Annotated in this window: 20 protein-coding genes; 6 read left to right on the forward strand and 14 right to left on the reverse strand. The window is 72.0% G+C overall.

The window, feature by feature from the left end; translation table 11 throughout:
- Positions 1-129 precede the first annotated feature (129 nt).
- The 3 genes from ACFY0P_RS32190 to ACFY0P_RS32200 are packed head-to-tail and all read left to right on the forward strand — an operon-like array spanning position 130 to position 3,245.
- Positions 130-1,533 (forward strand): glutamine synthetase, encoded by a 1,404-nt coding sequence (locus ACFY0P_RS32190; protein WP_388920961.1) that lies wholly within the window; start codon positions 130-132, stop codon positions 1,531-1,533.
- Positions 1,533-2,675 (forward strand): amidohydrolase family protein, encoded by a 1,143-nt coding sequence (locus tag ACFY0P_RS32195; protein ID WP_388920964.1) that lies wholly within the window; start codon positions 1,533-1,535, stop codon positions 2,673-2,675. Before ACFY0P_RS32190 ends, ACFY0P_RS32195 begins: the two co-directional genes overlap by 1 nt.
- A 42-nt stretch (positions 2,676-2,717) precedes the next feature.
- Entirely contained in the window at positions 2,718-3,245 is a 528-nt protein-coding gene (locus ACFY0P_RS32200) for an NUDIX hydrolase family protein (RefSeq protein ID WP_181808617.1), read from the forward strand.
- Positions 3,246-3,285: 40 nt separating this feature from the next.
- Here the strand turns inward: ACFY0P_RS32200 and ACFY0P_RS32205 are convergent, their stop codons facing one another.
- The 14 genes from ACFY0P_RS32205 to ACFY0P_RS32270 form a co-directional block, all read right to left on the reverse strand.
- Positions 3,286-3,798: a PadR family transcriptional regulator gene (locus ACFY0P_RS32205; protein ID WP_388920967.1), complete on the reverse strand. Its 513-nt coding sequence runs from the start codon at positions 3,796-3,798 to the stop codon at positions 3,286-3,288.
- 183 nt (positions 3,799-3,981) lie between these two features.
- Positions 3,982-6,132 (reverse strand): SpoIIE family protein phosphatase, encoded by a 2,151-nt coding sequence (locus tag ACFY0P_RS32210; protein WP_388920969.1) that lies wholly within the window; start codon positions 6,130-6,132, stop codon positions 3,982-3,984.
- 58 nt (positions 6,133-6,190) lie between these two features.
- On the reverse strand, positions 6,191-7,099 hold the full coding sequence (locus ACFY0P_RS32215) for a TIGR01777 family oxidoreductase (RefSeq protein WP_388920971.1): 909 nt from the start codon (positions 7,097-7,099) through the stop codon (positions 6,191-6,193).
- 172 nt (positions 7,100-7,271) lie between these two features.
- Positions 7,272-9,107 carry an FAD-dependent oxidoreductase gene (locus ACFY0P_RS32220; protein ID WP_388920973.1) on the reverse strand — a complete coding sequence of 612 codons (1,836 nt, stop codon included), beginning with the start codon at positions 9,105-9,107 and terminating at the stop codon, positions 7,272-7,274.
- 283 nt (positions 9,108-9,390) lie between these two features.
- Entirely contained in the window at positions 9,391-10,476 is a 1,086-nt protein-coding gene (locus ACFY0P_RS32225) for an MSMEG_0565 family glycosyltransferase (RefSeq protein ID WP_388920976.1), read from the reverse strand.
- 22 nt (positions 10,477-10,498) lie between these two features.
- Positions 10,499-11,335: a carbon-nitrogen hydrolase family protein gene (locus ACFY0P_RS32230; RefSeq protein ID WP_388920979.1), complete on the reverse strand. Its 837-nt coding sequence runs from the start codon at positions 11,333-11,335 to the stop codon at positions 10,499-10,501.
- Positions 11,332-12,183: a carbon-nitrogen hydrolase family protein gene (locus tag ACFY0P_RS32235; protein ID WP_388920982.1), complete on the reverse strand. Its 852-nt coding sequence runs from the start codon at positions 12,181-12,183 to the stop codon at positions 11,332-11,334. The genes ACFY0P_RS32230 and ACFY0P_RS32235 overlap by 4 nt, the downstream gene beginning before the upstream one ends.
- On the reverse strand, positions 12,180-13,610 hold the full coding sequence (locus tag ACFY0P_RS32240) for an MSMEG_0567/sll0787 family protein (protein WP_388920985.1): 1,431 nt from the start codon (positions 13,608-13,610) through the stop codon (positions 12,180-12,182). The genes ACFY0P_RS32235 and ACFY0P_RS32240 overlap by 4 nt, the downstream gene beginning before the upstream one ends.
- Positions 13,611-13,615: 5 nt before the next feature.
- Positions 13,616-14,698 (reverse strand): MSMEG_0568 family radical SAM protein, encoded by a 1,083-nt coding sequence (locus ACFY0P_RS32245; protein WP_388920988.1) that lies wholly within the window; start codon positions 14,696-14,698, stop codon positions 13,616-13,618.
- A 10-nt stretch (positions 14,699-14,708) separates the two neighbouring features.
- Positions 14,709-15,230, reverse strand: coding sequence for an MSMEG_0572/Sll0783 family nitrogen starvation response protein (locus ACFY0P_RS32250; RefSeq protein WP_388920990.1), 522 nt, complete (start codon positions 15,228-15,230; stop codon positions 14,709-14,711).
- 43 nt (positions 15,231-15,273) lie between these two features.
- Complete coding sequence (locus ACFY0P_RS32255; protein WP_388920993.1) at positions 15,274-16,089, reverse strand: amidohydrolase family protein; 816 nt, start codon at positions 16,087-16,089, stop codon at positions 15,274-15,276.
- A gap of 5 nt (positions 16,090-16,094) precedes the next feature.
- Positions 16,095-17,411, reverse strand: coding sequence for an MSMEG_0569 family flavin-dependent oxidoreductase (locus tag ACFY0P_RS32260; protein ID WP_388920996.1), 1,317 nt, complete (start codon positions 17,409-17,411; stop codon positions 16,095-16,097).
- On the reverse strand, positions 17,408-17,713 hold the full coding sequence (locus ACFY0P_RS32265) for an MSMEG_0570 family nitrogen starvation response protein (protein ID WP_388920999.1): 306 nt from the start codon (positions 17,711-17,713) through the stop codon (positions 17,408-17,410). The genes ACFY0P_RS32260 and ACFY0P_RS32265 overlap by 4 nt, the downstream gene beginning before the upstream one ends.
- Before the next feature lie 458 nt (positions 17,714-18,171).
- Entirely contained in the window at positions 18,172-19,134 is a 963-nt protein-coding gene (locus ACFY0P_RS32270; RefSeq protein WP_388921002.1) for a zinc-dependent alcohol dehydrogenase family protein, read from the reverse strand.
- Positions 19,135-19,269: 135 nt separating this feature from the next.
- Between ACFY0P_RS32270 and ACFY0P_RS32275 the strand changes: the two genes are divergently transcribed.
- From ACFY0P_RS32275 to ACFY0P_RS32285, 3 genes are all read left to right on the forward strand, one after another.
- The gene (locus tag ACFY0P_RS32275) at positions 19,270-19,914 is read left to right on the forward strand and encodes a TetR/AcrR family transcriptional regulator (RefSeq protein ID WP_388921005.1); all 645 of its coding nucleotides are present in this window, start codon (positions 19,270-19,272) and stop codon (positions 19,912-19,914) included.
- Positions 19,915-20,783: 869 nt separating this feature from the next.
- Positions 20,784-22,373 (forward strand): arabinofuranosidase catalytic domain-containing protein, encoded by a 1,590-nt coding sequence (locus ACFY0P_RS32280; RefSeq protein ID WP_388921008.1) that lies wholly within the window; start codon positions 20,784-20,786, stop codon positions 22,371-22,373.
- Between the two features lie 77 nt (positions 22,374-22,450).
- A complete protein-coding gene (locus ACFY0P_RS32285; protein ID WP_388921011.1) occupies positions 22,451-24,907 on the forward strand; it encodes an RICIN domain-containing protein in 2,457 nt (818 codons plus the stop codon).
- Positions 24,908-24,941: the final 34 nt, after the last annotated feature.

A 24,941-nucleotide genomic window follows, 5' to 3' on the forward strand; every position in this document is an offset into this window, starting at 1 on the left:
CACCTTGGCCGACGGGCCTGCCGGCGCCCGCCGGGACCGACTCCCCGGCGCCGGTAGCGCAGTTCGGCGCGGTCGGCGTGAAACGCTGGCCCGGACGCGTGCATCCGAGCCCGTCGAGGAGGACGTCGTATGCCACCCCTGGTCGACCCCGTACCCGGCGGGAGCCCCGGCGATCTGGCCCGGGCCCATGCCCTCGCCCACGAGCTGTCCGCGCAGGGCGTGCGCGGGATCGTGCTGGCCTATGTGGACACCGCCGGGGTCTGCAGGGTGAAGACGGTTCCCTGGCAGGGGCTGCAGCCGGCGGTGGCCTGGGGCGTCGGCATGTCCCCGGTGTTCGACACCTTCCTGGCGAACGACGCGATCGTGCGCACCGACGTCCTCGGCTCGCCCGACGGCGATCTGCGCCTCTACCCGGACCTGGACCGGCTGGTGGTGCTCGCCGCCCAGCCCGGCTGGGCCTGGGCGCCCGTCGACCGGGTCACCCAGGAGGGTGAGCGGCATCCCGGGTGCAGCCGCACCTTCCTGCGCCGGATCGTCGCCGACGCCGGGGACCGGCACGGCGTCACCTTCAGAGCGGGCGTCGAGATCGAGTGGACGCTCGGCCGGGCCGCCGCACCGGCCGACGAGTTCGCACCGGCCACGTCGGGCCCTGCGTACAGCGCCGCCCGGCACATCGAGCTGAGCGACTACACCGCCGATCTGCTCGCGGCCCTCGAGAAGCAGGAGGTGCCGGTCGCCCAGCTCCACCCCGAGTACGCGCCCGGCCAGTTCGAGCTCTCCACCGGCGCCCTGGACCCGGTGGCGGCGGCCGACCAGAGCGTGCTGGTACGGCAGACCATCCGCGCCGTCTCGCAGAAGTACGGCCTGCGGGCCTCCTTCGCCCCGGCCGTCGCCGAGCGGGGCGTCGGCAACGGCGGCCACCTGCATCTCTCCCTGTGGCGGCACGGGGTCAACCTGCACGCCGGGGGCGACGCCCGCTACGGCATGACGGCCGCGGCGGAGTCCTTCATCGCCGGGCTGCTGACGCACCTGCCCGCACTGACCGCGGTGACCGCGCCGAGCCCGGCCAGCTACCTGCGGCTCAAGCCCTCCCAGTGGGCGGGGGTGTACACGGCCTGGGGCCGGGAGACCCGCGAGACCGGGATCCGGGTCATCACCGGAACGGCCGGCCACCAGAGCCAGGACGCCAATCTGGAGATCAAGCCGGTCGACCTGGCCGCCAACCCGTACCTGGCCCTCGGCTGCGCCATCGCCGCCGGGCTCGACGGGCTCGCCACGGCCGCGCCGCTGCCCGAGGAGGTCACCGACGACCCGGCCCGGCTGATCCCGGACGAGGCGGTGGCCCGGGGCGTACGCCGGCTGCCGACCTCGCTCCCCCAGGCCGTCGAGGAGTTCCGCGAGGACGAGGTGCTGCGCACCGCGCTCGGCCCGGTCCTCGCGGACGCGGTGATCGCCGTGCGCGAAGGCGAGACGGCGGCGGTCGCCGGGCTCGACGACGCCGGGGTGGCGGCGGCCTACCGCTGGAAGTACTGATGCCGGGAGTGGTCCGGGAGGCCCTCGACGCGCTCCCGCTCGTCGACCACCACTGCCACGGCGCGGTCACCGCCGACCTCGCCGAGCCCGAGTTCGAGTCGCTGCTGACCGAGGGCGAGGCCTGGCCGGGCGTCTCGCCGTTCGACAGCCCGGCCGGCATCGCCGTACGACGGCACTGCGCGCCCCTGCTGGACCTGGACCGGCACGCGCCAGCCGCCGACTACCTGGCGCGCCGGGCCGAACTGGGCTGGCAGGAGGTCAACCGCCGGTTCCTGACGGCCGCGCACACGGAGGCGTTCTGCGTGGACACCGGGTACGCCCCGCACCCGGTCACCTCCCCCGCCGAACTCGCGGCGGCGGCCGGCGCGCGTGCCTACGAGGTCGTGCGTCTGGAGAGCGTCGCCGAGGCGGTGGCCGCGCAGGGCGTCGACGCGGCCGCATACGCGGGCGCCTTCCGGGCGGCGGCCGAGGAGGCGGTACGGCGGCCGGGTGTGGTCGCGGTCAAGTCGGTGGCCGCCTACCGCACCGGCTTCGCCCTGGACCCGGCGCGGCCGACGTACGCCGAGGTGACCCGGGCGGCCGCGCTGTGGTTCTCCGGGGGCGGCAGACTCACCGACCCGGTCCTGATGCGTCATCTGCTGTGGACCGCCGTCGGGCTCGGGCTGCCGCTCCAGCTCCACGCCGGTTTCGGGGACTCGGACCTGCGGCTGCACCACGCGGATCCGGCCCTGCTCACCGACTGGCTGCGGCTGACCGTGGGAACCGTCCCGGTGCTCCTGCTGCACTGCTGGCCCTACCAGCGCCAGGCCGCCTACCTGGCCGCGGTGTTCGAACACGTCTACCTCGACGTCGGGCTCGCCCTGCACCATGTGGGCCCGGCCCGGGCCGGGGCGGTGCTGGCGGAGGCGATGGAGATCACCCCGTTCCGCAAACTGCTGTACAGCTCGGACGCCTATGGTGTGGCCGAGTTCCACCACCTCGGCGCACTGTCCTTCCGGCAGGGGCTGGCCGGAATGCTCCAGGACCGGGTGGACGCCGACGAACTGAGCCCGACCGACGCGGTGCGGATCGCCGCCTGGACCGGACGTGACAACGCCCGTCGCCTCTACGGCCTTCCCGCATCCGACCCCGGCCGCGACTGACCGCGCGCCCTGTCCGGAAAGTATGATCAAGCAATGTCTGACATGACCGAAACCACGCCCGGCTGGCTGTCCTCCGACGAGCTGGAGATGGCGCGCGCCCGCATGCCGATCCTGTATGTGGAGGCCGTGCCCGTGCGTGTCGACGACAGCGGCGAAGTCACCAGCATCGGCCTGCTGCTCCGCATCGGCCCGGACGGAACGGTCAGCCGGACCCTCGTCTCCGGCCGTGTCCTGCACCACGAGCGGGTCCGCGACGCCCTGTTGCGCCATCTGGAGAAGGACCTCGGCCCGGTGGCGCTGCCCCGGGTGCCGGCCTCCCTGCAGCCGTTCACGGTCGCCGAGTACTTCCCGACGCTCGGTGTCACCCCGTACCACGACCCGCGTCAGCACGCGGTGTCGCTGGCCTACATCGTGCCGGTCACCGGGGACTGCCGGCCCCGGCAGGACGCCCTGGACCTGGTGTGGTTCAGTCCGCAGGAGGCCATGCTGGAGGCCGTGCAGAGCGAGATGCCCGGCGGCCACGGGGTGCTGCTGAAGCAGGCCCTGGCCCATGTGGGGTTCGTGAGCTAGGGAGCCCCGGGGCACCCGGCCGGTGTGCCGCCGACGGCGTTCAGCCGAGCTGTTCGGCGGCCCAGCGGGCCCAGTCCCGCTCCATCTCGGCCCAGCGCAGGCCGTATTCCAGGGCGATCCGGCCGTTGGCGGTCAACGGCCCCTCGTCCTTCTCCAGTTCGGCTCTCAGCTCCGCGAGCGCCTCGTGATAGGACGCGGCCACCTGCTCCCGCTCGGCCAGGACCGCGCGGGCCTGCTCGTCCGACGCCAGGCCGAAGAAGAACACCTTGAGCAGCAGCTCGCTGCGGCGCGGCTGCTGCTGGGTCGGCGCGACCAGCCACTCCCGCACTTCCTTGAGCCCCTCCTCCGTGACCCGGTACTCCTTGCGCCGGCGCGGCCCCTCGGCGGACACGTCGACCAGACCGGCCTCCGCGAGGCGGTTCAGTTCTCCGTAGACCTGGCTCTGGGTGGCCGGCCAGACGTGGGCCAGCGAGGTGTCGAACAGCTTCAGCAGGTCGTAGCCGCTGGCGGGCCGGTCGACGAGGAGTCCGAGGAGTGCGTGGCGAAGGCTCATGAATCCATCGTAAGTCCAATGTTGACAGATTCGGTAAGACATGTTACCTCCGACCTGTCAGTAATAGAATATCGATGGATCGTCGCACGCCGTTCGACGCCGGAGGAACACCGGGACAACCCGGTGTTCCTCCGGGTCGACGTGGTCATCACGGCGGCCTGGGCGGTCGGCAGGAGCGGGCTCTCAGGGCAGGGCGCCGACCCGGTCCGGTGAGCCGTTCGCGATGTCCTGCTCGGTCCAGATGCACTTGGCGTCGCTGAGGTAGCGGGCGCCCCAGCGCCGGGAGAGCGCGGCGACCAGCTGGAGGCCGCGGCCGCCCTCGTCGGTGTAGGTGGCGTGGCGGATGCGCGGGGTGCTGAGGCTGCCGTCGTAGACCTCGCAGGTCAGGATGCGGCTGCGGAGCAGCCGTAGCCGCATGGGGCCTCTGGCGTGCCGGATCACGTTGCCGACCAGCTCGCTCACCAGGAGTTCGGTGGTCATCGACAGGTCGTCCAGGCCCCACCGGGAGAGCTGGTCGCGGACGAGTTCACGGGCCTGGCCGGCCGCCCGGGGGTCGTCGGGCAGGCCGAAGGAGGCGATGTTGCCGACGGGCGTGGCCCTCGTATGCGCGATGAGCAGGGCCGCGTCGTCGGTGGTCCGCTCCCGGTCCGGGAGCAGCTCCGAGACGACCGTGTCGCACAGCTCCGCAAGGCCCCGGACGTCCTCCTCCTGGTCGGTGCCGGTGAAGCGGGCGGGCCGGACCGCGGCCCGGCGCAGGACGCGCAGCAGTTCGGCCAGTCCCTGCTCGGCGTCCTGGGTGTCGGACTCGACGAGCCCGTCCGTGCACAGGACGACCAGGCTGCCGTCCGGGAGCACGAGTTCGTGCACGGCGAACGGCGGGGTGGCGGCTCCGAGCGGCGGATCGGGGCTCACGACGGGGCTGAGCACGGTGCCGTCGGGATGCACGAACACCGGCGGCGGATGCCCGGCGAGGCAGTAGCAGCAGGTCCGGCCGACCGGGTCGTAGACGGCGTAGAGACAGGTGGCGTAGAAGTCCTCGCCCAGGTCGCTGACCAGGTCGTTGAGGTGACCCAGCAGTTCGTCCGGGGCCATGTCGAGGTCGGCGAGGGTGCGTACGGCGGTGCGCAGCCGGCCCATGGTGGCGGCCTCGGCGATCCCGTGGCCCATCACGTCGCCGATCACCAGGGCGACCCGGTCCGCGGAGAGCGGGATCACGTCGAACCAGTCGCCGCCCACCTGCTCGCCCCGGCCCGCCGGCAGATAGCGCGCGGCCGCGACGGCGGCGGGCAGCCGGGGCAGGCTCCGGGGCAGCAGAGCGCTCTGCAGTTCCTGCGCGCGGGCGTGCTCCAGGTCGTACAGACGGGCCCGCTCGAGTGCCTGGCCGACCAGGACGCTGAGGGTGGTGAGGAGGGTGCGGTCGTCCTCGCCGAAGGGGCGCGGCTGGTTGTACGACAGCACGGACACCCCGATGACCCGCCCCGAGGCGATCAGCGGCAGGAACGCCCACGCCCTCTTCGGCGAGGTACCCATCAGGATCTTGTCCGTGATGGCGGGATAGCGCTCGTACATCTGGGCGGGGGACTCCATGAACTGCGCCCTGCGGGTCCGCAGCACGTCGGTGACGGGCATGCCGGCCTCGAGCGGCCCCTCGAACCGCTTCAGGTACTCCGCCGGGTAGCCGACCTCGCCCACCCTGGTCAGCCTGCCGTTCTCGAACACGCAGACGACCAGCCCGTCGGCGCCGAACGGGGCCAGGACGTGCTCCGCCACGGCCCGGACGACGTCCTGGACGGTCACGGCCTCGGCGAGCGTCGCGGTCAGCTCCGCCGTCCGGAGCATGCGCTCGTGCCCGGGCGCGGGTTCCCCCTGCGGCGGGTTCCCGGCGGTGCACGCCAGACGCCCGGCGGTCCAGGCGGCCACCGCGTGCAGGAAGGACAGCTGCACGTCGTCGGGGCCGCCGGTTCCGGGCAGCAGGACCGAGAGCGTGCCGACGGGCCCGTCGGCCCCGATCAGGGGAACCGCCACCGTGCCGGCCGCGCCGGTCCCGAGGCAGTCCCCGGCCACCTGGACGAGGACACCGCGGCGCAGCGCGCGGGACGGCGGTACGTCCTGTTCCTCGTAAAGCTCCGCCCAGGCCCGCGCCGTCCCGGCGTCGACACCGTCCACCGCCACCAGGGTCAGCAGGCCCGTGCCGGAATCCCACCGGTGCAGGAGGGCGCCCCGTCCCCCGACCGCCGTCGTGGCCTGCCGAAGGGCCAACGCCAGTGCCCGCGCCCGTGTCCCCGCGGCCGGGGACGAGTCGGGTTCAGCCCCCTCCGGACGGTTCGGGCACATAAGGACAGGTTAACGCGGCAGGTCGGAGCGACCACCGGGGCCGGGCGGGCCCGCCCGGCTAGCCCTGGTCCAGCGCGGCGCGCAGCGCCTCGTCGATGCCGGGCCGGCGGAACGTGAAACCCGCCTTCAGCAGTCCGTCCGGAACGGCCCGGCAGCTGCCGGTGATGCCTTCGGCGAACTCGCCGAGGACGATCCGCAGCGCGAGGGCGGGGACGGCGGCGAGGGTGGGCCGGTGCAGGATCCGGCCCATCGCGCGGGTGATCTCGCGGTTCGTCAGCGGTTCGGGGGCCGTGAAGTTGAGGGGACCGGCGATGTCCTCGTGGTCGATCGCGTGGCGCAGCGCGGCGATGTGGTCGGGGAGCGAGATGAACGGCCAGAACTGGTCGCCCGAGCCGAGCCGGCCGCCGAGGCCGAACCGGAAGAGCGGGAACAGCCTGCCCCAGGCGCCGCCGCCGGCGGAGACCACGAGACCGGTACGCGGGTGCACGACCCGCACGCCGGCCCGCTCGGCCGGCGCGGCGGCGGCCTCCCAGCCGACGCAGACGGAGGCCAGGAAGTCGTTTCCGGCCGGGTCGGACTCCGTGACGACACGGTCGCCGGTGTCGCCGTAGTAGCCGGTGGCCGAGGCGGAGATCAGCACCCGGGGCCGCTCGGCGGCCTCGGCACAGGCCTCGGCGATGGTCCGCGTCCCCTGGAGGCGGCTGAGCCTGATCTCCTGCTTGTACGCCGCGGTCCAGCGCCGGTCGCCGACCCCGGCTCCGGCGAGGTGGACCACGGCGTCGACACCGTCCAGGACGGCCGGGTCCAGCCGGGCGCCGGGCTCCCAGGTCGCCGATTCGGTGCCGTCGGCCGTCCGGGCCGCGGTCCGGCCGCGGGTCAGACGCAGCACACGGTGACCGTCGGCGAGGAGGGAACGGGTGAGGGCGGAACCGATGAGTCCGGTGGATCCGGTGATCGCGACGCGCATGACGTTCTCCGATGAGCGACTGTTTGAGAGTTCAAACTCCCGTCGTCAGAGTACTCCGGCCGGATGTCCACAGGAGATAAGCGACCGGCTCGGCGGCGTCACGCAGTGCGGCGCCGCGCCCACGTGAGGAGCGGCGCGCCTTCGCGGCCCCGCTCCGCCCCGGCTCCGGGTGCTAGCCCAGGTCGAAGGTGTTGGGCAGCCCCAGCCGATAGCGCACCTCGTCGACCCGTTTCAGGGGCTCCATCTCCGGTGGCCGGAACAGCTCCCAGACATGACACCGCTCGGCGCTTGAATCGTCCGCGTCCAGGAGTGCGTTGACGGCGCGTCGGGCGGACTCGTTGGCGCCTTCCATGGTCGCCAGGTCCACGTCCGTGCGGACGTAGTCGCCCGCGAGGAAGAAGTTCGGCACCGCCGTCATCGCCGACGGGCGGTGGTACAGCGTGCCGGTGGGGTGAATGAGGAGCTGCTCGCGGTTCTGCGGGTCGGGGCCGCCGAGGCCCGTCACCGCCGGGTCCATGAACCAGCCGAGCCGGTCCTCGTCCCTGAGCGTCGTCTTGCCCGAGTCGTTCAGCCCGTCCTTCAGCTGGGCCCACAGTTCGGCGACGATCTCGTCCTTGGTGCACTCACGGGCCGTCTTGCCGTACAGGATGCCGGGCTTGTCCCACTCGGAGATGATCGCGGACAGGCACTCGCGGGCCTGCCCGTCTCCGTAGTCGCGCGGGAAGTCCCGGACGTCCCAGAACTGCGTCTGGCCGATCCCGGTGACCGCCCACGGTGAGTCGAGGCAGTTGATGTGGCCGTGCACGACGGGGGTGGGCGTGCGCAGGTAGAACATCACGCCGGTCATCCAGTCCGTCTTGAGCGCGTCGCACCGCCCGAGCTGCGGGTCGGCGGCGCGCAGAGCCGGGCCCCAGGTCAGACGCGCGTGCTCGACCGGGAGGGCGCTGACGTAGTGGTCGGCGGTGACGGTGCGCGGCCGGCTGCCGTCGCGCGCCGCCACCCGTACGCCGGTCACCCGGCCGCCGCCGTACAGCACCTCCCGGACCTCGGTGCCGAGCACGAACTCGACGCCCAGGGAGCGCAGTTGCGTCTCCCAGGGGTCGATCCACGCCTCGCTGGTCGGGGCGTTCAGCACCCGGTCGACGTCCGCGTCGCCGTCCATGCCGCGACCGAGCAGGCCCCACAGGATGAGGGCTTCGATGATGACGCGGCCGACGGTGCGGGTGGAGGCGATCTCGGCGCGGGTGGCGACGAGGTTGCGGGTCTGGCCGATGCCGAGGAGCACCTGGTACTCGCGGCTCATCTCGCCGGCCCGGATGAAGTCCCACCATGCGACCTTCTCCCACTGCCCCTCGCGGCGGGCGTCGCAGCTGGTGAGGTGGACCAGGAGGCGGTCGGCGAAGTAGGCGGCCTCGTGGGCGGGCAGGTGAGTTCCGAGGTCCAGCACCGACAGGACCTGGTCGCGGATCCAGGACGGGGTGAGGTCGCCGGGGGCGGGCGGGGTGGTGACCCGGCGGAGCGGGAAGTGCAGGTCCGGGCGGCCCGAGCCGCGCGCGAACAACTCCTCCGTACCACTGCGGAGGTTGCCGTGGACGCCGTTCGCGTTGCCGGGGAAGGGGATGCGGCGCATGGTGTCCGGCAGGTTCCGGTAGAAGCCGGGGAAGAAGCGGAAGCCGTGCTCCCCGGGAAGCGGCCTGCGGCCACCCGTTCCGGTGCCGGGGACGTCCATCGAGCGGGCCTTGCCGCCGAGGGCGTCGTAGTACTCGTAGACCGTGACCGCGTAGCCGCGTTCGGCGAGTTCGTGAGCGGCGCTGAGGCCGGAGACCCCGCCGCCGAGGACGGCGACGCGCTTGCCGGAGGGGGCCGCGGCCGCGCTGCCGGCCGCCCCCAGGGCGCCGACCGCTCCCCCGCCCACGGCTCCGGCGACCACTCCCCCGCTCGCGGTCAGGAAGCGTCGGCGGCTGTGTCCGTTGGGCCCCTGGGACTGCTGCGCGTGTTCTGTTGTCATGGGCACCGGAGACTAGGGAGCGGCTCCGCAAGCCGGAAGCACAATCCCTTGTCACCTACAGCATCCTCACAAACACAGGGAGCCAGCGACACCGGGCGGGCCCGGGACCGGCCCCCGCCGCCTCGCGTCCGCGGCCGGCGCCCGAGGCGCCGCCCTTGGCGACCGGATCCGTCCGTGGGCAGCCTCGCCCTCGAGGCCGTCACGGGAGGCGGTTTCCTGCCGACGGTCAGGGCGGTTGTGTCGATGCCGACGGCGACGGCCGCTACAAGCCGACAACCCACGGTCAGCGCAGAGTGCGGTACAGGGCCAGGTGGCGACGAGCCGCCTCGGCCCAGGTGTGAGCGGCGGCCAGCTCCCGTCCGGCCGCCCGCCCGGCAGGGTCCTCGACCGTGAGGGCGTGGCCGAGTGAGGTGGCCAGTTGGCCGGGCGTGGTGGCGAAGAGGGCTGCCGGACCGAAGACCTCGCGCAGGACGGGCAGGTCCCGTACGACCAGCGGGACGCCCGCGGCCAGAGCCTCCATGGCGGCGAGGCCGAAGCCCTCCTTGAGCGAGGGGAAGGCGAAGGCTTGCGCGGCGGCGACCAGCGCGGGCAGCTCGTCGTCGGGCACCGGGCCCAACACGACCGGTTCCACGCCGAGTTCTGCCGCCCGGGATTCCCAGCGGGCGCGGTAGTCGCGATAGTCGAAGAGGGTCTCGCCGCCCGCGATCACCAGCCGGACGTCGGGGTGGCCGGCGCGCAGCAGGGCGTACGCCTCCAGCAGGTCCAGGGAGCCCTTGCGGGGTTCGATGCCGCCTACGGTGAGGACGTAACGGCCGAGGCGGCTACCCCAACTCGCCCTCGCCGCCGGGTCGGTGGTGGCGAAGCGGTCGTACGCCACGCCGTTGGGGATCACCTCCGCCGTCAGGGCCCAGCCCGCCCGGAGCTCGCCCGCCACGGCTGCCGACACGCAGATGTGCGCGTACGGCTCGACGATGGCCCGCTCGTGGCAGGCGGCCAGCTCGGGCGTCGTGAAGTGGTCGATGTGGTGGACGGTCCGGACGCAGCGGCCGACGGCGTTGGCGCTGATGCAGTCCTGGGCGTGGACGATGTCGTACGGGGCGGGGTCGAAGGCGTCGCGGAGCGTGGCGATGGAGCGCACGACGCGTTCGCCGACCGTCTCGCCGGCGGGGCCGGAGGCGCTGTCGGCGAATGGCACGATCCGCAGCCGTACCGCCGGGGAGACGGGCCGGAAGAAGCCCGTGTCGCCGCCCCGGCCCAGCGTCCACACCGTGACGTCCTCGCCCAGCGCGGCGAGGGCCTCGGCGAGGTGGAGGGTGTGCACGACGCCGCCGCGCGGCTTGGTGGAGTAGCTGAGCAGGGCGATCTTCACGAGGGTGCTCCCGGAGGCTGGGTCACGACGGGTGCTCGCGGTAGGCGGTGGGGCGGCGCTCGTCCAGATGGCGCAGGACGCGGCGGGCGCGGTCGATCTCGGCGGTCACGTCGACCTCGGCGACGGCCAGGCCGGCCTTGGACCAGGTGCGGGCGAGGATGTCGCCGCCGGGGCCGACGACCTTCGCCTGGCCGAGGAAGCGCATGCCGCCCATGGCGCCGGTCTGGTTGGAGGAGGCGAGGACGAGCTGGTTCTCGGCGGCGCGGGACTGGTCGTAGAGGTCGAAGAGCCTGGCCTGGCGGTCCTGGGCCATGCGCGGGGCGCGGTTGGTGATGGAGGTGGGCCAGGCGGACAGGCAGGCGAGGACCTCGGCGCCGTCGAGGGCGAGGGATCGGGCGGACTCCGGGAAGGTCTTGTCGTAGTCGATGAGCATGCCGAGGCGCCCGACGGGGGTGTCGAAGGCGTCGAAACGGTCGCCGGGCGTGTAGGCGGCGACCTCGCCGGCCGGGAGGTGGACCTTGCGGTGGCGGCCGAGGACGCCGTCGCCGCTGACGCAGACGGCGGCGTTGAAGCGCTCGTCGCCGGCGTCCTCGCAGTAGCCGACGCACACCACCATCTCGGCGGCCAGGCGGGCGACCTGGTGGATCAGCGGGTCGTCGGGCTTGAGGGCCGGGGGCAGGGCCTCGGGGTCGGGGTGGCGCAGGTCGGCGAGGTAGCCGCCGAGAGCCGCGTCGGGCAGCACGAGCAGTCCGGCGCCGGAGGCGCGCGCGTCGTCGATCAGCTTGGCGATGCGGGCGAGGTCGAACTCCAGGTCGCGGCCGAAGTGGGCGGCCGCGGCCGCGATCCGGATCGTGCTCATGCGGTGACTGCTCCTGCGTACGTGTAGGTCTCGGGCCGCCGGTCGCGCAGGTGCCCCATCGACCGGCGGGCGGTCCGGAGTGCCTGGACGACGTCGAGTTCGGCGACGGCGATGCCGGCCGCCACGCCCGTGCCGGCGAGGATCTCGCCGCCGGGGTCGACGACCTTGGCGCTGCCGACGAAGCGTAGCGACCCGAAGGTGCCCGCCTGGTTGGCCGACAGCCACACGATCTGGTTCTCCAGGGCGCGAGCCCGGTCGAAGAGGTCGAAGCGGCGCTTCCAGCGGTCCTCCTCGAGGTCGGCGACCGCGTTGGTCCGGGCGCCCGGCCAGGCCGACACGCACACCCCGATCTCCGCGCCGTCCAGTGCAAGTGCCCGGGCGGACTCCGGGAACGCCTTGTCGTAGCAGATCATCATGCCGATCCGGCCGACCGGGGTGTCGAAGGCGTGGAACCGGTCCCCGGAGGCGTAGGACGCGTCCTCGCTCAGTGGCTGGTGCACCTTGCGGTGGTTGCCGAGAACGCCGTCGCCGGTGACGCAGACGACGCTGTTGTAGCGGTTGCCGTCCGCGTCCGCCTCGCAGTAGCCGGCGACGACCGTCATCTCCCCGGCCAGGGTGGCCAGGCGGCGGATCTCGGGGCCGTCGAGGGTGAGGGCGGGCGGGCCCTCGTCGAGTTCCGCGGAATCGTCGAGACTCAACAGGTATCCGCCCAGGCACGCCTCCGGCAGGGCCAGAAGCCGTACGTCCTGCTCCCGGGCCTCCTCGATCAGCCGTTCGGCGACGCGGAAGTCCTCCTCCAGGTCCCGGCCGAACTCGGCGGCGACTGCCGCCATCCGCAGCGTGCTCATGCGGCTCCCATCCCGGTCACCGTCGAGGCGACCGCTTCGGTGATCTCGCCGTCGGGCCAGCGCAGCCCGACGCCTTCCCCTGTGGTCAGTTCGCCGCACACGGCGCCCGCGGCCGGTCCGGCGGGCAGGGGCGGGGCGCCCGGCCCGTCGGCGGTGAGCATCGCCCAGCCGGGGAAGCAGGTCAGCCAGTCGCCGACGGTCGCCTCGGGCGGTCGCGGTACGGCGGCCACGTCGAGCACCGCCCGGCAGCCACTCGCCTCGGCGAGCATGCCGAGGGTGCCGGCGATGCCCGCCATCGACACGTCCTTGGCCGCGGCGGGCCGGGCGGCGGCCACCGCGCCGGTCATGGCGCGCAGTTCGTCCGTACGGCGGTGGCTCGTCGAGTCCCACTGGCGGCCCCGGTATCCCGCGCGCCAGCCACCGCCGAGGTCTGCGGTCAGCCGCACCGCGTGACCCGGACGGCCGCCGCCGCCCGGCACCGGATGCGCCGTCCGGCCCAGCGCGGTCACGGAGAGGGCGGCCGGAACGCCGAGCTGGGTGTGCCCGCCGAGGACGGGGACGGCGTAGGCCCGCGACGCCCGACCGAGTCCGGCGAGCACCCGGGCCGCGTGCGCGGCGTCGCGGGCGCCGAGGGCGTCGAGCAGGCCGAGGGGTGAAGCGCCCATCGCCGCGAGGTCGTTGACATTGACGAGGACGGCGCACCAGCCCGCCCACTCGGGGTCGCGCTCGACCATGGACGACACGATCGCGTCGCAGGCGGCGATCACGTCGGTACCGGGAACGGGCGCGCCGTCGTCGCCGACGAATCCGGGCGGAGCGGGAAGGGCGGCGAGCAGCGGGCCGAGCGCGGACTTCGTGGCCGTCGCCTGCTCGGCGATCCGGCCGATGGGCCAACGCATCACCATGTGCGGCGTGTTCGCGACCGCTGTCGGGCGCACGGCACGCCAGCCGAGCCGCCGGAACAGGGGCTCGCCACGCAGCTGGACGGTCGCGTCGAAGCGCAGTACGCCTTCCGCTTCGGCCCGCGCACACGCGGCCCGCACCAGTGCGGCACCGATGCCCCGGAGGCCGCGGGCGCTCGGCGCGACGACGAGCCGGCCGCCCGCCCACCAGCCGAGGTCCGGGCCGTCGTCGACCGGTCCCAGCCGGACTCCGCCGAGGACCGTGCCCGCGGTGTCCTTGGCGACCAGCACCAGCGTGCGCGGGTCGGTGTCGCGATCGTCCAGATCGTGGCCTTCGAACAGCCCTTGTTCGTGCACGAACACGTCCTGGCGCAGGCGCCGGTAGTCCGCCAGCTCTCGCCGCGTGCCGGCCTCTTCGACGTGAAAGGAGGTCCCACGGTCAAGGGTGCTCCGGTCGCCCAGCAGGGCCAGGATGTCGTACGGCCTTTCCGTCGCCGCCGACGCCTGGGATCCGTCGAGCAGCACTCCCCTCACCCGCCCGCCGTCGGCAGCACACTGCACGCCCCGCAGGCCGCGCAGCCCGCCCTCTGGTCGGCGCCGCGCATCCCGGCGGCACGCAGCCTGGCGGCGACGCCCTCGGTGACGTACCGCAGCAGTTCGGCGCTCGGGGCGGCGATGCCGTCGCGGGCGGCGAGGGTGCCCCGCATCGGGCGGAAGGGGACGACGAAGGGGTACACCCCCCGCCCGATCAGGTCCCCGGCCCCCGCGACGAGTTCGTCGGGGTCCTCGCCGAGTCCGACGAGGAGGTACGTGGAGACCCGGTTGGGTCCGAAGACGCGTACGGCCTCGTCCCAGGCGGCCTCGTACTCGGCCAGCGGGACGGTCGACTTGCCGGGCATCCAGCGGCGGCGCACCGCGTCGTCGAGGGACTCGACGTGGATGCCGATGGCGGTGGCGCCGGCGTCGTGCAGTTCCTGTAGCCACGCGAGATCGCCGGGCGGTTCGCACTGCACCTGGATCGGCAGGCCGGGCACGGCCTCCAGCACCGCCCGGACCGACCGTACGAGGTTGCGGGCGCCGCGGTCGGGTCCGGCGGTGGTGCCGGTGGTCATGACCATCTGCCTGACGCCGTCGAGCCGTACGGCGGCCTCGGCGACCTCGGCGAGCTGCGTCGGTGTCTTGGCGGCCACCGTGGCGCCGGAGCGCAGGGACTCCTCGATGGTGCAGAAGCGGCAGCGGTCGGAGTCGGCGTAGCGGATGCAGGTCTGGACGACGGTGGTGGCGAGGACGTCGGCGCCGTGCAGGCGGGCGATGTGCTCGTAGGGGATGCCGTCGGCCGTGGTGAGGTCGTAGAACTTCGGGCGCTGTACGGCGGTGAGGGTGAGGCCGGTGTCTTCGTCACCGAGCCACACCCTGCCGTCGCGGACCCGGTAGGGGCTGTCGGGGTTGCGGGGAAGCGCGGCACCGGCACCGTCGACGAGGACGTGACCGTCGTCGCTCGGCCCCGCGCCGTCCGGCCGCCGCACGGGGGCGTCCAACGCCACTCCGCGCAGGGCGAGTTCGGCGCGGGTCGTGATCCGCACATCCACCGTCGTTCCGGTGCCGGTGCTCATGGCGGTCTCCCTACAGCTGGTAGGTGGAGTTGATGATGGCGCCCTTGCGCGCGTAGTGGATCAGCGCGTCCTGGACGTCGAGCGGATGGGTGGGGATGACGCCCTCGATGAGGTCCTCCTCGCGGGCGCCGTGCAGGGAGAGGCCGAAGCGGCAGCAGTAGACCTTGCCGCCCTCGGCGATGAATGTCTTGAGCTGGTTGTTGATGTTGTGCTCGCCGGGGAAGGCGGAGTTGCCGGTGGTCGGGAAGCCGCGGGTGGCCAGGCAGTTGAGGGAGCCGGGGCCGTAGAAGTAGATGGCGGTCTCGAAGCCCTTGCGCAGGGCGCGGGTGGCCTGGAGGACGGCGACGAACGACACGGACGACTCGTGGGCGATGCCGTGGACCAGGGTGAAGTAGGTCTCGCCGTCCTCGGCCCGGTAGTCGGGGAAGACCTTGGTGGAGCCGTAGATGCTGGAGCCCTCGGGGAGGGAGGGGTGCGGGATCTCGTCGAGGGACTTCTGCTCGACGTCGCTGAGCTGGACGGCTTCGGACATGGCTCTCTCCTTGTGCGAGGCGGGGGCTGGGCAGGGGTGTCGGTCAGTCGTAGAGGGCGGCGAAGGTGTCGTGGAAGACGAGGTCGGCGAGTCGGCCGCCGCCGGTCGCCTGCGCGAGACGGGCGTACTCGCCGGTGAAGTCGCCCCACGGCTGATCACTGGCGAAGAGCACGCGATCGTGGCCGAGTCCGCGCTGCTCGATCTCCCTGGCGAGCCAGTACGGCAGGAAGCCGATGGCCCACGAGAGGTCGGTGTAGACACGCTTGCCGGCGGCGATCCAGTCGAAGAAGCGGGAGCCGGCGAGTTTGATGTGGCCGCTCATGCCGCCGCCGAAGTGCACGAGGTGGACGGGGACTTGGTCGGCGTACCAGTCGACGAGGTGGCCGACCTCGTCGATGTCGGAGGCGGCGCCGGGCGAGGTGTGGACGTGGACGACCAGGCTGTGCCGGGCAGCGGTGGCGAAGATCCGGTCGAGCAGCGGGCGGCAGGCCGGGGCGGTGGGGCTGCCGCCGAGCAGGAAGCTGAGCTTGAGGGCCTTCACCCCCGGTTCGCCCGCCAACGCCAGTGCCTGTGCGGTGCGTTGCCCGTCCTCGGGGCGCGGCGACACCCACAGCCCGGCTCGGATCCGATCGTCGCTCTGCGCCGCCTCGATCGCCAACTCGTTGAAGGAGAAGGCGATCGCGGGGTCGGGAACGCCGTAGTTGGGGATGACCAGGGCGCGTTCGGTGCCCTCGGCGTCCAGGTCGGCGATGAGCTGCTTGATGGTGGCGCGGGCAGTCGTGTCCGGGTTGACGGGCGGGCCACCGTAGAAGGGGTGGGCGGGCAGGACACCGATGTGACGGTGCGCGTCGAAGACCATGGCGGTCAGCCGATCGGGAGGGCGGAGGCGAGGGCGTTGGACGCGCCGGTCAGGGTGCCGCAGACGTCGGCCAGGCGTCGCGAGGCGTCGATGTGGGCCGCGAGGAACTCGGCGTCCCGGCCCACCGCCTCGAACCGGCCGGAGCCCCAGGTGTACTGCCAGGGAAGGCCCAGGAAGTACAGGCCGGGGACGTTGCTGACCCCCCGCCAGTGCATGGGGTAGCCGCGGCCGTCGAAGGCGGGGATCTCGATCCAGCTGTGGTCGCGGGTGAAGCCGGTGGCCCAGACGACGGAGGTGATGCCGGCCTCGACGAGATCGAGGGCGCCCGGCTGCTCGTCCGGCTGCCATACGGGCAGGTAGCGGGCCTCGGCGACCGCCTGGACACCGCTGGCCTCGATGTGCGCGTCGATGGCGTCCTTGATGCTCTCGGCCACCGCGTCGGCGTGGTCGAGGTTGGTCTTGAGATCGTCGGCGAACTCCAGGACGGCTCCTTCGACAGCTGTGAGGCGGCCGTACAGGCGCATCCCGTCACGGGCGAAGGCGCGCAGGTCGATGTCGCGGCCGCCGTCGCGGCCGGTGACGTAGTGGTTGACCCGCAGGCGCACCGCGTCGGCGTCGTCGAACCCGTCGATGCTCTTGGCGTAGTGGCCCATGTCGTCCAGCCAGGCCACGCAGTCACGGCCGCGGTAGAAGCGGGCGACCCGGGGCGCGCTGCCGACCGCTAGGTGCACCTGGCGGCCGGCGAGGTGGAGGTCCTCGGCGATCTGGCAGCCGGACTGGCCTGTGCCGACCACGAGGACGGCGCCGTCGGGGAGTTGGTCCGGGTTGCGGTAGCCGGAGGAGTGGAACTGCTCGACGCCGGAGGGCAGTCGCTCGGCCATGCGGGGCAGCTTCGGGGTGTGGTAGGGGCCGGTGGCGACGACGACCTGGTCGGCGGTGAACTCCCCGGCGGTGGTGGCGATGTCGAAGACACCGCTCGCCGAGCGGCGCAGCCGGGTCACGGACACCCCTTCCACCAGCGGCGGTCGGAAGGCGGCGACGTACTCCTCCAGGTAGCGCACGATGTCGTCGCGGACCATGAAGCCGTCGGGGTCGGTACCGGCGTAGGGGTGGCCGGGGAGCCTGCACTGCCAGTTGGGGGTCACCAGGCAGAAGGAGTCCCAGCGGCGCTCGCGCCACTCGTACCCGATCCGATGGGCCTCGATCACCACGTGGTCGACACCGCGCTCGCCCAGACAGTGGCTGACCGACAGGCCGGCCTGGCCGCCGCCGACCACGGCCACCGTGTAGTGGGCTCCCGAAGGGCGGAGTGCGGGGGTCACCGTGCGCTCCCGTCAGCGTCGAGGAGCGCCTCGACCGTGACCCTGCCGTCGGCCGGGAAGGCACGGACGCGAGCCGTCTCCTCGATCCGCTCCAGCTGACCGGAGGCGCCGGTGCAGGAGAAGCCGAATTTCTCCCGTACCCTCTCGCCGGCGATTCCGAGCGCCGTCCGACTCCGCTCCAGGAAGTCGGCGACTTCATACTCGGCACCCACCTCGAAGTAGTCCTCGATTACCGTGGAGGGGGAATAACAACGCTGGATGTCGCCGTCGGGCCAGCGCACATCGAAATACATCTCGGGCATGACATCCTCCATGCCTGGCGCCGAGGTCTTCGCCCCTCGCCGTTGCGTGTGACCACCACTTCAGCCAGCGGCGATTACCGAACCAAGTCATCCGGACTAAAGCGGAGTTACGGAACCCTCACACCGAACCGAGCCCGGCGCGCCGGAATTTGCCTCAGAGACAAATTCCGACGTCCCGCGCGAGATCAACGAGAGCCGCAGGGCCGGAGCTTCGCGATTTGTCGGGGTAATAACGCTGATCGGCGGCTCCAGATATTCGGCCTGACGACCGAGGGTGTTCTCACGACCGTTTCCGCAGCCGTAGTCGCTCCCACGAGGAGAAGCGCATGACCCTGGATCCTCCCCCGTTCGGTCCCGAACTCGGTCGGGGAACGCGCAGCCCGGCGCCCGCGCTGCTCCGGCGGACGGTCGGCCGGGGACGGCTGCCCCGGCGGACGCTCAAGCCGACGAGGTCCGGCTCAGGGCGCCAGCACGACCCTGCCGAAAACCCTGCCCGCGTCCATTTCGCGGTGGGCCGGCACCGCCTCGTCCAGCGGCATCATGTGGTGCACGACCGTGCGCAGGCCCCCGTGAGCAGCATCGGCGAACTGGGACGACCGCACGGCCTGCCGGTCGGGGCGGGGCACGGTGTCGGAGCTGAAGGTGGCGAACGACAGCGACCTGCGGAAGGCGTCCATCAGGCGTGTACCGAAGTCCGCGGGCGGCTGTCCGCCGACCACGCCGACAGCCACATACCGCCCGTTGGAGTTCAACCTGTCCAGGAATACGGGAAGCTGGGAGCCTCCCACGACATCGATCACCACGTCGAAGCCCGGTGGCGTGTCCGAGCCGCCCTCGCCGGAGCGGTCGAGGACATGGGTCGCACCCAGGTCCCGCAGGCGGGCGCCACGCTCCGCCGATGAGGTGGTGACCACCACCGCGCCCGCACCGCCCCTGGCCGCGAGCTGGACCGCCGTGATCCCGATGCTGCCCGCCGCACCGCGTACGAGCACCGTCTCGCCGGGCGCGAAACGGGCCCGGTCCAGGGCGAAATGGGCGACCACGCCGGAGCCGCCGAGGGCCACCGCGTCCGCGCCGCTCAGACCGTCGGGAAGCGGAAGGATGTCCTCGACCCCGGCGACGGCCTGCTCGGCATACCCACCCGACAGGCCGGTGAACGCCCACACCCGCCGCCCCAGCCACGAGGCGTCCACGCCCTCTCCCACCTCGGTGACGCTTCCCGCCACCTCGCTGCCGAGGAGGTGGCCCTCCCGGAACCCGTAGGCGGCGAGTGCTCCCCGGCGGATCACGGCGTCCACGCCGCCCACCCCGATCGCCTCTGTCGCAATGCGCACCTGCCCCGGGGCAGGGAAGGGCACGGGCAGGTCGACGATCTCCAGGCCGTCCGGGTTTCCGAACGACCTGATCACGACGGCTTTCATTGCTGCTCCTCGGGTCGGTGGAAGGACGGGCCACAGCTGCTGTGGCCATGGGCGTCGAGCCGGCCCCGCAGTCGCGGCGGCACCGCCATCGGACCGTAACGGACGCCCCCGTCCACTTGGCTAAAGTGAGAAGCCATGACGGACGTTTTGCCTCGGACTGTGCGCTCCGACGCCCGTGACAACCGGGCCCGCATCCTGGAGGCCGCCCGCGCGGTGTTCGGCGAGGAGGGCCTGAATGCGCCCATGCGGAAGGTCGCCCGGCAGGCAGGCGTCGGCCCCGCCACGCTGTACCGGCACTTCCCGACCAAGCAGGCACTGATCGCGGAGACCTTCGCCGAGCAGCGGCGAGCCTGCCACGCCGCCGTCCACGACGCCCTCGCGGACCCGGACCCCTGGCACGGATTCCGGAGCCTGGTCGAGCGCATCTGCGAACTCCACGCGCACAGCCGGGGATTCGCCGACGCCTTCATGACGGCCTTCCCGGAGGCCATGGATTTCGTTTCCGACCGAGAGCGGACTCTGCGCGCGGTCGCCGAACTGGCCCGCCGCGCCCAGGAGACCGGCCGGCTCCGCCACGGCTTCGTGGTCGACGACCTGATCCTCATGCTCATGGCTCACCGGGGCCTCCAAGACACGCCGCTTAGCGCCCGTGTCACGGCCTCCCGCCGCTTCGCCGCCTACGTGATCGAGGCATTCCGCGCCGCACCGGAGGCGGCAGCTCCCACGCCGCTGCCGCCGGCACCACGCCTGCAGCTCGCGCACTCGCCCAGCACGTCGTGAACCCGCCACCACGAGGTCCGTCATCCTCACAACCGACGGCCTCATCGGTTCCCGGCCGCTGCCAGGTGGGAGAGGCTCAATGCGCGAGGATCGGCGGTTCGGGCTCCAGCACGGCTTCCGACTCCTGACCCGCCCGGGTACTGATCTCCACCGGCCCCTTGGGCCCAGCCGCCACCGGGATGACATCGTCCTGGTCCGGTGCGAGCGCGGAGTCGGGGGCCGGCCGCCGACCGGTCCCCAGAAACGATCAAAAGGCCCCTCGATAGTCCGCGGGAACGGCACCCGGCTTCCGGAACGGCATACGTTCCAGATCCCACGAAGCACCGGAGGAAATTGAGCGAATCGGTTCGACGCAAGCGCTTCGACGGGAGACACCACCGGCGATGCGTGGGGTGGGCGGCATGCCGCGCGGCGAGTGCGGGGCCGACGTGACGGTCGAAGTCCGACCGCTTCGGCCGGTGTCCCGCGAACCGGTGCTCAGTGACCCGTCTGTTGGGCTGTATCCCCTGTTCAACGGCATGATGGTGGGTCAGCCGAGCGATCCCGGCTACGGCGCCGGGCACCTCCGTGACTGCCTCATCGCCCGAGCGACAGGCGGCCCCACCGTCGTACCGCTGCCGCCACACCGCAACTTTTCGACCACGCAGAGAGCTTGCGCACCGCGGGAATCAGCAGTCGAATCGATTCGGCAATGGAGGTTGGCGGCAGGGGGCTCCACACCCGTGACAGCCCCGCGAGACCGGGAGCACCGTCTCCCTCCGAAACCTCTCCGCAATCCCACTGCACCACGGCACGTTCAAACGCTTCGGCATGTGTCAGCACCGCCACCACAACCCGAGCGGGTTGCTCCGGCACGGTAGGGAGATCAGATGGGAAGCACACGCACAAGACGCCACCTGCCGTCCGGGCGTGGTGGCGTCGCGCGGTTACTCGCGACGGTACGACACCGTGGCAGGCCCGGGAACGCGCCGTCCCGAGCGCATGTTCCTTCGCCGACCCGCTCCCGGTGGAAGTCGTTCGCCCGGGCGGGGGCGGCGGCCGCGCTCGTCGCGGGAGCTCTGGCCGGCGCCACCGCCACGGCCGGCACGGCCCGGGCCGCCACGTCCGGACCCTGCGACCTCTATGCGGCAGGCGGGACGCCCTGCGTGGCGGCGCACAGCACCACGCGAGCCCTGTACGCCTCGTACAACGGGCCGCTCTACCAGGTCCGCCGTGCCTCGGACAACACCACCCGCAACATCGGCGTCCTGAGCGCGGGCGGGTATGCCGACGCCGCCGCCCAGGACTCGTTCTGCTCGGGGACGACCTGCCTGATCACGATCATCTACGACCAGTCGGGCCGTGGGAACAACCTCACCCAGGCACCCGGCGGCGGCGCGGCGGGCGGCCCCGACAACCTCGCGAACGCGACCGCCGCGCCCACCACGGTGGGCGGACACAAGGCCTACGGCGTCTTCGTGGCACCCGGCACGGGCTATCGCAACAACCACACCAGCGGCATCGCCACCGGGGACAACGCCGAGGGCATGTACGCGATCCTCGACGGCACGCACTACAACGGCGGCTGCTGCTTCGACTACGGCAACGCCGAGACGGACAGCAACGACGACGGCAACGGCACCATGGAGGCCATCTACTTCGGCAACATCAAGGTCTGGGGCTACGGCAGCGGCAACGGCCCCTGGATCATGGCCGACCTGGAGAACGGCCTGTTCTCCGGCGTGAACCAGCATTACAACGCCAATGACCCGACCATCAACTACCGCTACACGACCGCCATCATCAAGGGCGGCCCCAACCACTGGGCAATCCGCGGCGGCAACGCCCAGTCGGGCAACCTGTCCACGTTCTACGACGGGGTGCGCCCCAATGTCGCGGGCTACAACCCGATGCGCAAGCAGGGGGCCATCATCCTGGGCACCGGCGGCGACAACAGCAAGGGCGCCCAAGGCACCTTCTACGAAGGCGTGATGACCTCCGGCTACCCGTCGGACGCCACCGAGAACGCCGTCCAGGCCAACATCACCGCGGCCGGTTACGCCAATTCCTCCGGGGGCGGGACGGGCACCGGCGCGCTGCACGCGGTCGGCGCCGGCAAGTGCCTGGACGTGCCGGGCTCGTCGACCACGGCCGGCACGCAGCTGCAGATCTGGGACTGCAGCGGCGGGGCCAACCAGACCTGGACCCGCACGTCCTCGGGGCAACTCACGGTCTACAGCGGCAGCAGCCAGATGTGCCTGGACGCGTACGACAACCAGACGTCCGCCGGTACCAAGGTGGTGACCTGGCCGTGCAACGGCGGCGCCAACCAGCAGTGGCAGGTGAACGCCGACGGCACCGTCACCGGCACCCAGTCCGGGCTCTGCCTCGACGTCACCGGCGCCTCCACGGCCAACGGCGCCCTGGCGGAACTCTGGCCGTGCAACGGCGGGTCCAACCAGCAATGGAGCCTCAACTGACCTGACCGGCTCCGGCCCGTGGCCGGGCACACCGCCGGCCACGGGCCACCCGCCACCAGACGCGCCACCACCGGAGGATGACCATGCTCAGAGCCGGAGCGCTCCGCGGCCTGTGGGCCGCCCCCACAGCTCTGCTCGCCCTACTCGCCGGCAGTCCGGCCACCGCCGGGGTCGCGTACGCGGTACCGGCACAACGCCTGGCCGCGGCCGCCGACCTGTACGTGGCGCCGGATGCGGCTCCCGGCGGAAACGGCACCGCCGGGCAGCCGTTCGCCACCATCGATCAGGCAGAGCAGCCCGCGCACCGGCTCTCGGCCGACTCGGACGTCGTCGTCCACCTGGCCGGTGGCACCTACCGGCTGACCAAGCCACTTGCCTTCGGCTCCGACGACGGCGGCCAGAACGGCCACACCATCACCTACCAGGCCATGTCCGGGCAGCAGCCGGTCGTGACCGGCGCCCAGGAGATCACGGGTTGGCAGGTCCATGACCAGACAAAGAACATCTGGTCCGTCCACGTAGGTACGGGCATCAGCACCCGCCAGCTGTACGTGAACGGCAGGGAAGCGCCGCGAGCGGCGATCCAGGTGCCCCGCTCCGCCTTCGCCTTCACCCAGACCGGCCTGACCGTCACCGACTCCTCCCTCGACTACCTGGCCGGCCTCTCGGACCAGAACCACATGGAAGTCGAGAGCCTCAACTCCTTCACCGACCGCTATGCGCCGGTCCAGTCGATCAGCGGCAGGACCGTCACCATGCAGCAGCCCGCGTGGAACAACAACTCCTGGGGCTACGACACCATCAACGCGCCGTTCGCCGGCGGGACGATGTACCTGGAGAACAACTACGCGTTCCTGCAGCAGTCCGGGCAGTGGTACCTCGACTCGTCCACCGGCGACCTGTACTACCGGGCCCAGCCGGGGCAGAACCCGAACAGCCTCGACGTCGAACTGCCCCGGTTGCAGAGCCTGCTCGGCATCAGCGGCAGCTACGGCTCACCGGTGGCCGGTCTGGGCTTCAGCGGCATCCGGTTCACTGGAACCTCCTGGCTCGGCCCCAGCGGACCCGACGGCTACGCGGACCAGCAGAGCGGCGCGCACATCACCGGCGCCTACGCGATGCCCGCCAACTGGCTGAGCACCTGCACGTCGGGATGCACACAGTTCGAGGCCACCCGCAACCACTGGGCGCAGATGCCCGCGGCCGTCCAGGTCTCGGCCGCCACCGGCATCACCTTCTCCGGCGACACGTTCTCCGAGCTCGGACAGGCCGGGGTCGGCGTGGGCAACGACGGCGTCGCCAACGCCTCCGGCACCGGACTCGGCGCGAACGGCGTCACCATCACCGGCAACACGTTCACCGACACCGCCGGCAGCGGCATCCAGGTCGGCGGGATCCAGCCGGACGCGCACCACCCCGGCAACCCGCAGATGACCAACCAGAACATCACCATCAGCAACAACAAGGTGAGCGGGGTCGGCACCGACTACAAGGAGACCGCCGCCATCCTGTCCACCTACGTCACCAACGCCACCATCACCCACAACCAGTGCGACCACCTGCCCTACGACGGGATCGACATCGGCTGGGGCTGGGGCGTCAACGACCCGGGCGGCAGCCAGGACTACGTCAACCGGGGCACGTACGACTACCAGCCCGTGTACAGCACCCCCACGACGCTGAAGAACAACACCGTCACCCACAACCTGATCTTCGACACCAAGAACGCGATGTTCGACGGCGGCAGCATCTACAACCTGTCCGCGAACCCCGGCTCGGTGATCTCCGACAACTACATGTACGACAACCACCGCACCACCGCGCTGTACCTCGACGAGGGCTCCCGGTATCTGACGGTGTCGAACAACGTGGTGCAGGACGCCGGCAACTGGGCGCTCACCAACGCCAACGCGAACAACCACACCGACGACAGCACGTTCTCCGGCAACTGGTACAACGGCGGCAACACGTACGTGGCCACCGGCCCGCCGCACAACAACGTCCTGACCGGCAACGTCCAGGTGAGCGGCACCAATTGGCCGTCGGGCGCGCAGCAGGTCATCCAGCAGGCGGGCGTTCAGGCATCGGGCGGCGGTGGTGACTTCCCCACCGGATACCACCAGCTGGTGATCGGCAGCGACAGCCTGTGCCTGGACGTGTACGGCAGATCCGGCAGCGCGGGCGCCGTCGTCGACCAGTGGACCTGCAACGGGCAGAGCAACCAGCAGTTCCAGTTCATGCCGGTCTCCGGAGGTTACGGGCAGCTCCAGGCGCAGAACTCGGGCCTGGTGGTGGGGGTTTCGGGCAGCGTCACGGCCGCCGGGACGCCGGACATCGTGCAGCAGGCGTCGAGCGGGGCGACCGGCGCCCTGTGGCTGCCGGTACGGCAGTCCGACGGCTCGTACTCCTTCCAGAACCAGAGCAGCGGCCTGTGCCTGGACGTCTACGGCGGCGGCAGCAACCTCGGCCAACAGCTCGACCAATGGCCCTGCAAGAACACGGCCGGCAGCAACCAGGACTTCACCCCGCGCTGACCGACTCCCACCCGCTCGTTCACCCCCACCCACT

The sequence above is a fragment of the Streptomyces sp. NPDC001714 genome, from assembly GCF_042892755.1.
Classification (GTDB): Bacteria; Actinomycetota; Actinomycetes; order Streptomycetales; family Streptomycetaceae; genus Streptomyces.